The sequence below is a fragment of the Streptococcus lutetiensis genome, assembly GCF_900475675.1.
Lineage (GTDB): Bacteria > Bacillota > Bacilli > Lactobacillales > Streptococcaceae > Streptococcus > Streptococcus lutetiensis.
In genome coordinates this window covers 1,191,249-1,204,550 of the sequence record NZ_LS483403.1, presented here as the reverse complement: position 1 = coordinate 1,204,550, position 13,302 = coordinate 1,191,249, and the positions used below count along the sequence as shown (strand labels likewise).

Annotated in this window: 11 protein-coding genes and 2 pseudogenes; 10 read left to right on the top strand and 3 right to left on the bottom strand. The window is 38.3% G+C overall.

The genetic code is table 11. The features are described 5' to 3' along the window. Nucleotides 1-11: 11 nt before the first annotated feature. The gene (locus tag DQN23_RS06080; protein ID WP_111712922.1) at nucleotides 12-1,409 is read left to right on the top strand and encodes a C69 family dipeptidase; all 1,398 of its coding nucleotides are present in this window, start codon (nucleotides 12-14) and stop codon (nucleotides 1,407-1,409) included. Nucleotides 1,410-1,517: 108 nt separating this feature from the next. Here the strand turns inward: DQN23_RS06080 and DQN23_RS06075 are convergent. Then, nucleotides 1,518-2,517 (bottom strand): annotated as a pseudogene (locus DQN23_RS06075) (IS30 family transposase). A 180-nt stretch (nucleotides 2,518-2,697) separates the two neighbouring features. On the opposite strand from DQN23_RS06075, the gene DQN23_RS06070 reads away from it, so the two are divergent. Then, a complete protein-coding gene (locus DQN23_RS06070) occupies nucleotides 2,698-4,218 on the top strand; it encodes a zinc ABC transporter substrate-binding protein AdcA (protein ID WP_111712921.1) in 1,521 nt (506 codons plus the stop codon). A 154-nt stretch (nucleotides 4,219-4,372) separates the two neighbouring features. Continuing rightward, nucleotides 4,373-5,131: a glucosaminidase domain-containing protein gene (locus DQN23_RS06065; protein WP_020917102.1), complete on the top strand. Its 759-nt coding sequence runs from the start codon at nucleotides 4,373-4,375 to the stop codon at nucleotides 5,129-5,131. A gap of 96 nt (nucleotides 5,132-5,227) precedes the next feature. On the opposite strand, the gene DQN23_RS06060 is transcribed toward DQN23_RS06065, so the two are convergent. Together DQN23_RS06060 and DQN23_RS06055 are read right to left on the bottom strand one after the other, a co-directional pair. Further along, nucleotides 5,228-5,473 (bottom strand): type B 50S ribosomal protein L31, encoded by a 246-nt coding sequence (locus DQN23_RS06060; protein ID WP_020917101.1) that lies wholly within the window; start codon nucleotides 5,471-5,473, stop codon nucleotides 5,228-5,230. 158 nt (nucleotides 5,474-5,631) lie between these two features. Beyond that, nucleotides 5,632-6,573: a DHH family phosphoesterase gene (locus DQN23_RS06055; protein WP_058814101.1), complete on the bottom strand. Its 942-nt coding sequence runs from the start codon at nucleotides 6,571-6,573 to the stop codon at nucleotides 5,632-5,634. A 179-nt stretch (nucleotides 6,574-6,752) separates the two neighbouring features. Between DQN23_RS06055 and DQN23_RS06050 the strand changes: the two are divergent. The 7 genes and pseudogenes from DQN23_RS06050 to DQN23_RS06020 form a co-directional block, all read left to right on the top strand. Then, a pseudogene (locus tag DQN23_RS06050) lies at nucleotides 6,753-7,676 on the top strand (iron-containing alcohol dehydrogenase); the annotation flags it as partial. A gap of 172 nt (nucleotides 7,677-7,848) precedes the next feature. Then, a complete protein-coding gene (add, locus tag DQN23_RS06045) occupies nucleotides 7,849-8,868 on the top strand; it encodes an adenosine deaminase (RefSeq protein WP_020917098.1) in 1,020 nt (339 codons plus the stop codon). A 41-nt stretch (nucleotides 8,869-8,909) separates the two neighbouring features. Then, nucleotides 8,910-9,353 (top strand): flavodoxin, encoded by a 444-nt coding sequence (locus tag DQN23_RS06040; RefSeq protein ID WP_020917097.1) that lies wholly within the window; start codon nucleotides 8,910-8,912, stop codon nucleotides 9,351-9,353. Nucleotides 9,354-9,436: 83 nt separating this feature from the next. Then, nucleotides 9,437-10,822 (top strand): Fe-S cluster assembly protein SufB, encoded by a 1,386-nt coding sequence (gene sufB / locus DQN23_RS06035; protein WP_058832724.1) that lies wholly within the window; start codon nucleotides 9,437-9,439, stop codon nucleotides 10,820-10,822. Between the two features lie 83 nt (nucleotides 10,823-10,905). Next, complete coding sequence (locus tag DQN23_RS06030) at nucleotides 10,906-11,613, top strand: TVP38/TMEM64 family protein (RefSeq protein ID WP_111712920.1); 708 nt, start codon at nucleotides 10,906-10,908, stop codon at nucleotides 11,611-11,613. 31 nt (nucleotides 11,614-11,644) lie between these two features. Continuing rightward, entirely contained in the window at nucleotides 11,645-11,932 is a 288-nt protein-coding gene (locus DQN23_RS06025; RefSeq protein ID WP_058832722.1) for a chorismate mutase, read from the top strand. 13 nt (nucleotides 11,933-11,945) lie between these two features. Continuing rightward, the gene (locus tag DQN23_RS06020) at nucleotides 11,946-13,166 is read left to right on the top strand and encodes a chloride channel protein (protein ID WP_058832721.1); all 1,221 of its coding nucleotides are present in this window, start codon (nucleotides 11,946-11,948) and stop codon (nucleotides 13,164-13,166) included. The last annotated feature ends 136 nt before the right edge of the window (nucleotides 13,167-13,302 follow it).

The following is a 13,302-nucleotide window of genomic DNA, read 5'->3' as shown; positions in this document are numbered from 1 at the left end:
AGAAGCATATTATGGCATGTACAACTATATTAGTCGGTAAAAAAGCGTCATATGATGGTTCAACCATCATTGCTCGAACTGAAGATTCACAAAGTGGTGACTTCACACCGAAACAATTTATCGTGGTTAACCCAGAAGACCAACCACGTCATTACAAATCAGTCTTGTCTTCATTTGAGATTGATTTGCCAGACAACCCAATGCGCTATACATCAGTACCAGATGCTTTGCGTAAAGATGGTATCTGGGGAGAAGCTGGTATCAACGAAGCCAATGTTGCCATGAGTGAGACAGAAACTATCACGACAAATGCGCGTGTTTTGGGAGCTGACTCGCTCGTTGAATCTGGTATTGGTGAAGAAGATATGCTAACATTGGTGCTTCCATATGTCCGTACAGCGCGTGAAGGGGTAGAACGCCTCGGTGCTATCCTAGAAGAATACGGAACATATGAATCAAATGGTGTGGCTATTTCAGACGTTGATGAAATTTGGTGGTTAGAAACTGTCGGTGGACACCGCTGGATTGCTCGTCGTGTGCCAGATGATTGTTATGTGACAAATCCAAACCAACTTGGTATTGACCATTTTGAATTTAACAATCCTGATGATTACATGTACTCAAGTGACTTGCGTGAATTCATCGAAGATAATAACTTGGATTTGACATACTCAAATGAACACTTCAATCCACGCTATGCTTTTGGTAGCCAACGTGATAAGGACCGCCACTACAATACACCACGTGCTTGGGCAATGCAACGTTTCTTGAATCCAGAAATCGAGCAAGACCCACGTAGTTTCTTTATTCCATGGGCTCAAAAACCTTATCGTAAAGTCACTATCGAAGATGTCAAATACGTTTTGAGCAACCACTATCAAGACACTGAATTTGACCCATATGGTCCAGAAGGAAATGCTGTGACACAACGCGCATTCCGTACAATTGGTATCAACCGCACAAGTCAAACAGCTATTCTTCAATTGCGACCTGACCAACCACACGACACAACAGGTATCCAATGGTTGGCATACGGTTCAATGCCATTTGGAACAATGGTGCCATTCTTTACTCAAATTTCAACTACACCAGCTTATTTTGCAAATACTGGCGAAAATGTCTCAACAGACTCATTCTATTGGGTAAATCGTTTGATTGCAGCGATTGCTGACCCACACTTCCACCAACACGAAGGTGATATTGAAGCTTATGTGGAAAAAACAATGGCAGCAGGACATGCCCGTATCAAACGTGTTGATGCCGCTTTAGCTAACGGAGAAAACGTTGATTTTGATGTTGAAAACCAAGCGATGAGTGATTACATCCAAGAAGAAACACAAAAACTATTGAATAAAATCCTCTTTGATGCAAGCAATCTTATGACAAACCGCTTCTCAGTAAGCGACTAATAATGAATCCTCTGAAATTTTTCAGAGGATTTTTTTGACAGCGAAAAAATTTACCCTCACTTGTCAATTCAAGTGCAACAAGTTCATTGATAACTAGAGTTCCAGAGGTTAAGCTGTTTGGGCTAGCCCAAACAAAATATTTGCAGTTTTATACCTGTGAATTTGTCTATGTCTGTCATTGATAGCAGAGACGTAGTGATTGAGTTCTTCTGTCGTTAGTGAGTTAAGAGAGACACCTTTTGGGAGAAACTCTCTCAAGAGACTATTGAAATTTTCATTTGTTCCTCTTTCATGAGAAGCATAAGGATGGGAAAAATAGACTTCCACACCTTTAGGTCTGACAAGCTACTGAACTCTGAGCCATTGTCCGATGTGATAGTAAGCTCTTAACAGCCCTATTGATGGTTTCTGCTTGTTTATTAGCCAGTTTTACAGCGATGGCAAATCGCGTTTGACGCTCTACTAGGGTCATGACAACCGCTTCCCCCTTGGTCTTCTTGCCAAGTATGAGATCAATTTCCCAATGTCCAAATTCAGAACGGTCATTGATACACTCCGGACGTTTTTCAATGGATTTTCCTAAGATTTTCTTCGTGGCCTTAGGCGTTACTTTAGACCGTTTTCGGATACTCACCATCTTAGGTAAATCAATCGGTTTAACCCTCAACAGTCCGTCTTTGATGTAACGATACACTGTCTAGGTGGAAGGGATAACTTCCAGTGGATGTTTTTCTCGGTAAGTTTGAACAAAGCTATCGACACTGTGACAACGAGGCTTCGTTTTCAGGACTTTCTCAAGTTTCTTGAAGAAGGTCCGGGAGCAGTACGATAGTTTATAATAGGCACTTTTTTGACGATTGGTTTCATAAACACGTTGACCACTATCTGGAAAGTAAATCGTTGAGTAGATTCATTTCCCGTTCTTGTCTTGAACCTGAGAAACACTTCCTCGTTTGATTTCACGACTGATGGTTGAGCGATGATACCCAAGCAGACGAGCAATCTCAGATGGGGTCTTTCCCATCTTGAGATAGGCGCTGATTTCTCCGCGTTCAGATGCTGAAAGGTGTGAGTATAACGATTTTTTGGTAGAATGATTAGTGGACATGTTCATCTGCTTTCTATACTGAGTTGGGGAATTCTAGTATATCAGACGAGCATGTCTTTTTTTGTTGCACTTCATTTTACAACGCGGGGCGAAAAAATTTATAAAAAAAGCTTGCAAAAAGTTGAAAGTTTGGATATACTTTACTGGTAAACTATTAACTAGTTAAGAAAAGGAGCCATCATGAAGAAGAAATTTCTTTTATTGATAAATGTACTTGCGCTTTTGCTTGTTTGGCAAGTTAGCCACATTAAGAAGGTTGCAGCAGATGACAAGATTAAAGTTGTAACAACTTTTTATCCTGTCTATGAATTTACCAAAGCTGTTATGGGAGATACAGCAAATGTATCAATGCTGATTAAAGCAGGGACTGAACCACATGATTTTGAACCATCTACCAAAAATGTAGCTACCATTTCAGATGCTGATATGTTTGTCTACATGGATGATAGCATGGAAACATGGGTTAAAAAAGTCAAAAAATCAATTAATTCTGATAACCTAACTATCGTTCGAGCAAGCGGTGATATGCTTCTCATGGCTGGTACAGCTGAAGAAGAAGGTGAAGACCATGACGAGCATGAAGGACATAGTCATGAATATGATCCACACGTTTGGTTGTCACCAAAACGCGCAGTTACCTTGGTTGAAAATATCCGAGATGCTTTTGTTGCTAAATACCCTGATAAAGCTGACACTTTTAAAGCTAATAGCGCAGCTTACATTGAAAAACTCAATGACTTAGATAAAGCCTACACAGATGGACTTTCGAATGCTAAACAAAAAAGCTTCGTCACTCAGCATGCTGCTTTTGGTTATTTAGCACTTGATTATGGTTTGAACCAAATCTCAATTGCTGGAATTTCCCCAGAAGTAGAACCATCAGCAAAACGTATTGCAAGCCTTACAAAATACGTTAAAAAATACGATATCAAATACATTTACTTTGAAGAAAATGCGTCAAGTAAAGTTGCCGCAACGTTAGCAGATGAAGCTGGTGTAAAAACAAAAGTTTTAAATCCGCTAGAAAGCTTAACTAACAAACAAATCAAAGCTGGCGAAGATTACTTCTCAGTCATGAAAGAAAATCTGAAAGCTTTGAAATTGACAACTGACGTTAAAGGTAAAGAAATCAAAGCTGAAACAGATGATACCAAAACTGTTCAGCACGGCTATTTCAAAGATAAAGACGTTACTGATCGTAAATTAAGTGACTGGACAGGAAAATGGCAATCTGCTTACCCATACCTTCTTGATGGTACACTTGATCCTGTCTGGGCTTATAAAGCCAAAGCTTCAAAAGGTGAACAAACTGCTCAAGAAGTTAAAGACTATTACACAAAAGGCTACCAAACTGATGTTGAACAAATCATCATTGATGGTAAGAAAAATAAAGTTACTTTTGTTCAAAATGGTGAAAAACATACCTACACTTACAAATACGTTGGTTACAAAATTTTGAAATACGAAAAAGGTAACCGTGGTGTTCGTTATCTTTTTGAAACAGATGACAAAGACGCTGGCGAATTCAAATACATTCAATTTAGCGACCACAATATCACATCAACAGATGTTGAACACTTCCATCTTTTCTGGGGTAACAGTAGCCAAGATGAAATTCTAAAAGAAATGGAACACTGGCCAACTTACTTCCCAGCTAAAGAATCTGGTCAAGAAATTGCCCAACACCTTGTTGCTCACTAAAAAAAGAAAAGGCTTGAATCAAGTGATTCAAGCCTTTTCTTTTTTTAGAGAAGTGGTAGAAAAAGTTGATTTTTGAGAGCAGGACATCGCGTTGCCAGCTTATGAAAACTTTGCTATAATGGGTTAAGATAGCACTTACATTTTAGGAGGCCACGTGAAAGACAAGCAAGTGACAAAATTCTTTTTAGCTTGTTCGACCTTAGTTACTTGTATAACATTGGGAATTAACCTCACTTTCAGACATGCAGCTCACGCTGTTATTGCTGAATCAGGACAAGTTTCCCCAACAGCGACAGCTGATTTTATTACAAGTATCGGTGAGACAGCTCGACAGATTGGTCAAGAAAGAAATCTTTATGCTTCAGTGATGATTGCTCAAGCTGTTTTAGAATCAAGTAGTGGCCAATCAGCACTTAGCCAAGAACCTTATTATAATTTCTTTGGGATAAAAGGGGCTTATAATGGTAATTCAGTCGTCATGCAGACTTGGGAAGACGATGGTAGTGGAAACACTTATGAGATTGACCAAGCCTTTCGTTCATACAACAGCTTAGCAGACTCACTTAATGACTATGCTAATTTACTAAGTTGGAATCTTTATGCGGATACTTGGAAGTCAAATACCTCTTCTTATCAAGATGCTACAGCAGCTCTAACTGGTCGTTATGCCACAGATACTGCTTACGCAGATAAGTTAAATGCCTTAATTGAGCAGTATGGTTTAACAAGCTATGATGAGCCGTTGGTAACCGATGAAGTTCAAGAAACTACCGAACAAGATAACCAAACTCAACAAAATAATCAACCTACTAAAACCGTTAATCCGAACTACGTTTGGAACAAACACCGCGGTTCATACACTAGTTCAGACATTCTAGCAGAAGACGAAGCTTGGTTAGCTTATATTAGATAAAAAGAGCGTAAGCTCTTTTTTTGTTGCCCTATTTACGGAAAAACAAAAAAGCCATCTCGATTGCTCGAAATGACTTCTTGTAGTAAATGCGATTTCTTATTTTGTGAAACCGTATTTTTTGTTGAAGCGATCCACACGACCATCTGCTTGAGTGAATTTTTGGCGACCAGTGTAGAATGGGTGAGAATCTGATGAGATTTCCACACGTACAAGTGGGTAAGTAGCGCCTTCAAATTCTACAGTTTCGTTAGAAGCTTTTGTAGAACCGCTAAGGAATTTGTAACCAGTAGTTGTGTCCATGAATACTACTGGACGGTATTCTGGGTGGATATTTTGTTTCATTGTTAAAAGATTTCCTTTCTGCCATGATGATTTCTTATGCACCATAGTTATTTTAACTTCTATAGTTTATCAAATAATGCGATATTTGACAAGACTTTTGTGCAAAATAATTGAATTGAAATATAATTGTTAAAAAACGCTCTACAGCAGGCCTGAGCTTAGTTTTTTGAGGCTAGTAAATCTTTGATTTCTTGATAGATTTGCTCGTTTTCTTCAAGGCTGTAAGAATTGGCTCCGCTGGCAAGTGGGTGACCTCCTCCGTTGTGACGTTTAGCAATCTCGTTGATGACTTGTGTTTTACTACGCAAGCGAACACGGTAGTTACCGTCAGCTTGTTCAACGAAAATTGCCCAAGATTGAACACAATCGATACGACCTGGAGCTCCAACAATAGCAGAAGTTTCAGCTTCAGTGACATTGTATTTTTTCATAGTTTCTTGCGTCAACACCACACGCGCAGCCCCATTATCATCAACTTCTAAGTTATCATAGACAAAGCCTTGAAGTTTCGCAATTTTAAATGAAATAGAGTCCATTTGGCGAGCTAGACTTGAAAAATCAAAGTCATATTCACGAAGTTTACTTGCAATCATGAATGTTTTGCTGCTTGTAGCTGGGTATAAGAAACGTCCGGTGTCTCCGACAATACCTGAGTAAAGCAAGCGGGCAGATTCGCTAGAAAGGGCTAAGCCAGTAGAGAAAGCAAAGTCAGAGATGATTTCGCTGGCACTTGAGGCGTTAGTATTGACATACAAGAGGTCACCATAAACATCTTCGTTAGGGTGGTGGTCAATCTTAATGAGGCAATCGCCTTTTGTGTAGCGCTCATCGTCGATACGTGGAGTGTTTGCTGTGTCAGTGACAATGACCAAAGCCCCATCATAGTCGCTGTCAGAGACTTCATCCATTGTTGTAATCCATGCAAGAGTTGGCTCATCAAAACCAGTTGCTAAAACTTTTTTAGTTGGAAAATTGTGCTTGATGAGTTCACGCAAACCAGCTTGGCTACCTAGTGCATCAGGATCAGGACGTTGATGACGGTGAATGATAATGGTATCGTAAGCTTTTATCTTTTCGAAAATTTCTTCAAATGTATTCATATCTAAATTCCTTTGTAAGCTAGAGATTTACCCTATTATAGCATGAAATGACTGCGAGGTGGTAATGAGGATTTTTGAAATAAATCTAAGGTTTTATTTTTAATTTTTAGAAGTAAAGTGCTAAAACAATAAATCTAAACGTTTTCTAAAAATAAAAAAATCATAAGGGGGATATGCTCATGTCAGTATTTTATGCTCCAGCTGTTAATCTTATTGGACGTGGTGTTGTTAAGGAAATCGGTAGTTACATCAAGGGATATGGTTATAAGAAAGCTCTTTTGGTAACTGACCATTTTATTGCTAAGAGTGGTATTTTACCTAAAGTAACGGCACCGCTTGATGCTGAAAACATTGACTACGTTGTCTATAGTGATGTTGACCCTAACCCAACCGTTAAAAACGTTGAAGAAGGATTAGCAGCCCTAAAAGAAAATGGTTGTGATTTCATCATTTCTCTTGGAGATGGTTCACCTCAGGATGCTGTCAGCAGTATATCTATCCTAGCTACTAATGGTGGTCGACCTCTGGATTACGAAGTCGTTCATAAATCAGAAAAAACAGGCTTACCAGTAATTGCCATTAGTACAACGACAGGAACTTCAGCTGAAATTACCATTAATTATGTTATCACTGATGAAGAACGCAAAGTCAAAATGGTTATGGTTGATAAAAATAGCCTAGTTTTGATGTCAGTCAATGACCCAGAATTAATGGTTTCAATGCCTAAGTCATTAACAACCGCAACTAGTCTGGATGCTTTAACTCACGCTATCGAAGCATTGGTAACACCAGGTGCTTACGCCGCAACGAAAAAACTTTCGGTTGGGGCGATTGAGTTAATCAAAGAATACTTGCCGCGTGCAGTTGCCGATGGTCATGACCTTGAAGCGCGAGAAGCCATGGTTAATGCTATTTTCTTGGGTGGTATGGCTTTTAATAATGCAGGTCTTGGCTATGTGCATGCTATGGCACACCAACATGGTGCCGTTTATCATTTACTACATTGTGTTTGTTGTGCGATGACTTTGCCAATTGTCGAACGCGAAAATGTCAAACATGTTCTAGCAACTTTCCGTGATGTGGCTAAAGGACTAGGACTTCATACCTAAGATAAATTGGAAGAAACAATCGCTCTTTACAAACAGCTATTTTAAGCTAAAACTTGGATAAGTTGCAGGAAAAATCCTGTGACTTATTTTTTAAGAAAAATTTCTTTGCAAAGTAAAAAGAATGTGTTAAGATAGTAGCTAAAAAAATTTAATTAGGGAGGCTAACTTGGATACAACAACATTAAAAGAATTGGCAAAAACAGAACTTCATTGTCACTTGGATGGTTCCATCTCACTAGAGACAATTCGTCAATTAGCAGATATGGCAGATATTGCTGTTCCAGCAGCAGATGAAGATTTAAAGGACTTAGTTACCGCACCTGCTGAGGCAGAAAGCTTGATGGATTATTTAAAAGCGTTTGATTTTGTCCGTCCGCTTTTGCAGACGAAAGAAGCTCTACATTTGGCTGCTTATGATGTTGCTAGACAAGCTGCGCAGGAAAATGTCATTTATACTGAAATTCGCTTTGCACCTGAATTTTCAATGGATGAAGGATTGACAGCTTCTGAGACCGTTGAAGCAGTTCTGTCAGGTCTTAAGCAGGCAGAAGCAGATTTTGGCATTGCGGCTAAGGTTCTTGTCTGTGGCATGAAACAATCACCTGCACATGTGACACGTGATATTTTTGACCATGTCGTCCAGTTAGCTGATAAAGGATTAGCTGGTTTTGATTTTGCAGGAAATGAACTAGATTTTCCACCTGCAGAATTAGAGGCTATCATTAAGCATACTCAGGAGTTAGGGCTTCCTTTGACATTTCACGCTGGTGAATGTGGTTGCGCTCATTACATTGCGGATACCATTGCTCTTGGTATCAAGCGTATCGGACATACCACGGCCATTTATGATCAACCTGAATTGATTCAAGAATTTGTCAAAAAAGGGGTAACAGCTGAGCTATGCTTGACAAGCAATCTCCAAACCAAAGCTGCGAAATCTTTAGCTGAGTTTCCTTTTCTTGTTTTGAAAAATGCTGGCGCTAAGATTACCATTAACACTGATAACCGTACGGTTTCTGACACCAGCCTAACAAGAGAATACGCGCTCTTTGCTAAATATTTTGGTGTTGGAGTTGATGATTTCCTAACATTTAATAAAAATGCTATTCAAGCATCGTTTACAACAGAAGCTCAAAAAGCTGATTTATTATCGAAAATTGACAATTTATATAAAACATTTCTGTAAAATTATGCTACAATAGTGGTAATTTATGTTTGGAGGGAACTATGGCTTTAGTTAAGATTGTCTATGCCAGCATGACAGGAAATACTGAAGAAATTGCTGACATTGTTGGAAATAAGTTCGAAGAACTTGGACACACTGTCGAAGTAGACGAATGTACAACAGTTGACGCAGCTGATTTTGAAGATGCTGATGTTGCGATTGTTGCATCATACACATACGGAGATGGCGAATTGCCAGATGAAATCGTTGATTTTTACGAAGATCTTGCAGATGTTGATTTGACAGATAAAATCTTCGGTGTTGTCGGATCTGGTGATACTTTCTACGATTACTTCTGTAAAGCAGTTGACGAATTTGAAGCACAATTTGCCTTGACTGGTGCAACAAAAGGTACGGATTCAGTTAAAGTTGACTTATCTGCAGAAGATGAAGATATTGCAAATCTAGAAGCTTTCGCAGAAACTATTTCTGAAAAAGTAAACTAAATAAGAAACTGAGGTTGGAGTGTGCTCCAATCTCTTTTTTCTCTTCCTTTCATAAAGAATGTTTTATAAAGTGAGGTGTCATTATGACCAAAAATAGAGATTACGATTATGGTTTTCACGATGATCTTACCCCGACTTATTCGACGGGTAAGGGTCTAACAGAAGAAATCGTGCGAAACATATCTGCTTACAAGCATGAACCCAAATGGATGCTTGATTATCGTTTGAAGAGCTTGGAGTTGTTTTATAAACTTCCCATGCCAGATTTTGGACCTGATTTGTCTGGAATTGACTTTGATGATGTCATTTATTTCCAAAAGCTAGCGAATAAGAAGGTTAATGACTGGGATGATGTTCCTGATAAGATTAAAGAAACTTTTGAGCGTTTGGGGATTCCACAAGCTGAACGTGATTACCTTTCTGGTGCTGTAGCTCAGTACGAGTCTGAAGTGGTTTATCATAATATGAAAGAAGAGTTCCAAAAACAAGGAATTATCTTTACCGATACTGACACAGCTTTGCAAGAATTTCCAGACTTATTTAAGGAGTATTTTGGAAAAATTGTCTCAAATAGTGAGCATAAATTTGCCGCTTTAAATGGTGCTGTTTGGTCAGGTGGAACTTTTATTTACGTGCCAAAGGGCGTGCAATGTGATATTCCAGTACAGACTTATTTCCGCATTAATGGTGAAAATGCAGGGCAATTTGAACGTAGTTTGATTATTGTCGATGAAGGAGCTTCAATTCAATATATTGAAGGTTGTACTGCTCCCAATTACACAACCAATAGCCTTCACGCAGCAACGGTAGAAATTATTGTCAAACGTGATGCTAGTTTTCGTTACACGACTATGCAGAATTGGTCTGACAATGTTTATAATCTGGTAACTGAACGTGGTAAGGTCGAAGAAAACGGCATGTTAGATTGGATTGATGGTAACCTCGGAAGTAAGGTCAATATGAAATACCCTTGTTCGATTTTAGATGGTCCACACGCCAAAACGTCAGTGCTTTCCATGGCATTTGCCAATTATGGTCAACATCTAGATGCTGGCTGTAAAGTTTATCACAATGCTCCACATACCTCATCAACCTTGATTTCAAAATCAGTGGCTAAGGATGGTGGAAAGACTGACTATCGTGGTTCAGTTTACTTTGGCAAGCATAGTGAAGGCTCAAAATCACACATTGAATGTGATACGATTTTAATGGATGACTTATCAAGCTCAGATACTATTCCATTTAATGAAATTCATAATTCAAATGTGTCTTTGGAACATGAAGCTAAGGTTTCAAAAGTTTCTGAAGAACAACTTTACTACATGATGAGCCGAGGAATTTCTGAAGAAGAAGCAACAGCTATGATTGTTAATGGCTTTATGGAACCAATCACCAAAGAACTTCCAATGGAATATGCCGTCGAAATGAATAGTTTGATTACTATGAGTATGGAAGATTCTATCGGGTAAATATTTGAAAATTCTAGAAATAATCTTTTTATCTCTTGAGTCTTCTTGTCAAGAGATAAACTTTTCTTTATAATGGAAGTAATATGAAAAAACATGAGTACAAATATGGTCAGCTACGCAAGTTATTAGTGATTCTTGGTTTGCTTAGTATTTGTGGCTATTTTATGATTTATGTCATCAGGCACTGGCAACTGATTGCCGCTTTTTGGCAATCTAGTTCAAAAACAACTCTAACACAGTTTTTGATGCAGTTGCGAACAAAAAATCTGATGAATATCACTATTTTGCTATTTTTGACAGCTTTAACAGCAGCCATTCCTTTTATGTCGAATGCGATTTTTGCTATCTTTAATGGCTTGATTTATGGCCCTGCTATTGGCTTTTTGATGAATCTCTCAGCAAATATCCTTGGCAATTTTATCTTTGTTAGAATTCTGAAAATGATTAATTTAAAGGACAATGATATCAAGTTGAAAAAATATTTTGCAGGATTCAAAAATGTCATCGATGCTGTTGAAAATCAAGAACTGGGTATTATGCTAGGTTACATGATTCCTGTGATTCCAACCCTACTCATCAATTATCACGTGGCAAAAATCAAATTGCCTTGGCACAGATGGTTTCTCTACGTTACAATCGGAGTAGCACCGAGTAGTTTATTGTATGCTTTAGGTGGAGATGCGGTTGTTGCGGGAAATTTAAGACTGATTATTGTACTGCTTGTTATTTTTATTGCCATCAGTTTAATAGGAACTTATTTTAAACGAAAAAAGAATAAGTCATCTTTATAGTAGAAATAAAAAAAGATAAGGATATGGAAAAATGTCAGTAAAAGATTTGAATATTATCCGTCAAGAAATCGATCAAGTAGACCAAGAGTTAGTAGCCCTTCTGGAAAAACGTATAGCTCTAGTGACTCAAGTAGCAGCTTATAAGAGAGCTACTGGAAAAGCTATTTTAGATACTAGTCGTGAAAAAGTAGTCTTAAATAAAGTTGCTAGTCGCGTTCAAAATAAGGATTTTGAAACGACGCTGGTCAATACTTTTGCAGATATCATGAAAAATTCTCGCGATTATCAAGCTAAACAATTAAAGGCTGATTTAGATTAAGAAGGTAGCTCTCATGATTAAAAACTTAAAAGATAATCAAGATTATTCTTACAATGTTCTTGTAAAAGTAATCGGCGTAAGTCTTCTTATTGGATTTCTGATAGGTTGTGTTGATACTGTATTCGGTCGCGTCTTACTCATACTTAGTGACTTTCGAACTAGTCATTTCAATTATGTGATTCCTTTTTTGGGGTTGATTGGGATGGTTATTGTTTTTCTTTATCAAAAAGCGGATGCTCGAGCTAGCAAAGGAATGGGGCTACTTTTTGCGGTTAGTCAAGAAGCTGAAAAAGAAATTCCGTTGGTCATGTTACCTTTGGTAACTGTAGCAACTTGGCTAACTCATCTTTTTGGAGGAAGTGCTGGTCGTGAAGGTGTTGCTGTCCAGCTTGGGGCGACGATTTCACATGCTTTTAGCAAGTTTTTCTCTTTTGAAAATAGCTCTCGCTTGTTTCTTGTAACGGGTATGGCAGCTGGGTTTGCCGGTTTGTTTCAAACGCCATTGGCGGCTGTCTTTTTTGGACTTGAGATATTGGTTCTTGGCAAATTACAATTACCAGCTCTTTTACCAATGACAATTGCTTCATTTGTGGCGAGTGCAACATCACATGTTTTAGGATTAGAGAAATTTGCTCACTTTGTCAATGTTTCACTAACTTTTAATGCTTTGTTGTTTTGCAAACTTGCTTTGCTAGGACTTATTTTTGGATTAGTCGGCAATGCCTTTGCTGCTTTACTTGCCTATGCTAAACAAAAAGCCAAAGAGGTCATGTATAATCCCTACTATCGTATTTTATTTGGTGGGATTGTGCTTAGTCTTCTTTTCTTGATGTTGTATCATGGACGTTATTCAGGTCTTGGAACTAATCTGATTGATGCTAGTTTTTCTGGGAAAGACATTTACTTTTATGATTGGTTATTGAAACTAGTCTTGACTGTGGCAACTTTAGCAATCGGTTTTCAAGGTGGTGAGGTCACACCGCTCTTTGCTATCGGTGCATCACTCGGTGTTGTTTTAGCAAATGTTTTTGGTTTGCCAGTTGAATTTGTTGCAGCGGCAGGTTACATCAGCGTCTTTGGTAGTGCCACAAATACACTTTTAGCTCCGATTTTTATCGGAGGAGAAGTCTTTGGTTTTGCTAATTTGCCATATTTTGCTTTAATTATGATTTTTGCTTACAGCCTTAATCGAAAACACTCTATTTACACAGGACAAGAGGTTTTGACATTCTAGAAAAAACACTCAAAAAAGTCAGCTATTTTGCTTTACAGATATGGTGATTTTTGGTAAAATAAGAAGAGTGTGTAATGGACGCACTAATAATACGGCTAATCCGCTGGGACAAGCACCTAATGATTAGTAAGATAGG